Origin of the sequence: Corallococcus sp. CA041A, assembly GCF_003612075.1 — a bacterium.
Taxonomy (GTDB): domain Bacteria; phylum Myxococcota; class Myxococcia; order Myxococcales; family Myxococcaceae; genus Corallococcus; species Corallococcus exiguus.
Map to the genome: position 1 here is coordinate 1 of NZ_RAWF01000774.1, position 385 is coordinate 385.

The 385-nt window shown below is 67.8% G+C and carries 1 protein-coding gene; it reads right to left on the bottom strand.

Annotated features, from left to right (window positions below):
* Window positions 1-385 (bottom strand): 2-C-methyl-D-erythritol 4-phosphate cytidylyltransferase (locus D7V77_RS43020; protein WP_199734040.1); only part of this gene is annotated, 385 nt, incomplete at both ends.

A 385-nucleotide genomic window follows, 5' to 3' on the forward strand; every position in this document is an offset into this window, starting at 1 on the left:
ATGCACGAGCACCCAATCGTCGTCGTGCGCCCCCAGGCCACGCAACGCCGCCAACCCGTGCGTGACGGATGCGTGGCGCGAGTCGCCACCGCAATCGACCTCCACCAGCTTGGGCGCGTCGAAACCGCCGTCGGGAAAGCGCTGTACGAGCGGCTGTGCGCCGGGCGTCGTCACCACCAGCACGGTATCGATTTCGGGGCTGGCCAGGAACGCCTGCGCGGTATGCCAGAGCATCGGCCGCCCGGCAATCACCTGATATTGCTTGGGCAGATCGCCGCCGGCGCGCGAGCCGGTGCCGGCCGAGGGAATCAGCGCAAAACGGCGTCGGCCAGGGTGGGAAATCGACATGACAGGCGGGAAAGTGAACGTGGGCGCAGCATTTGCG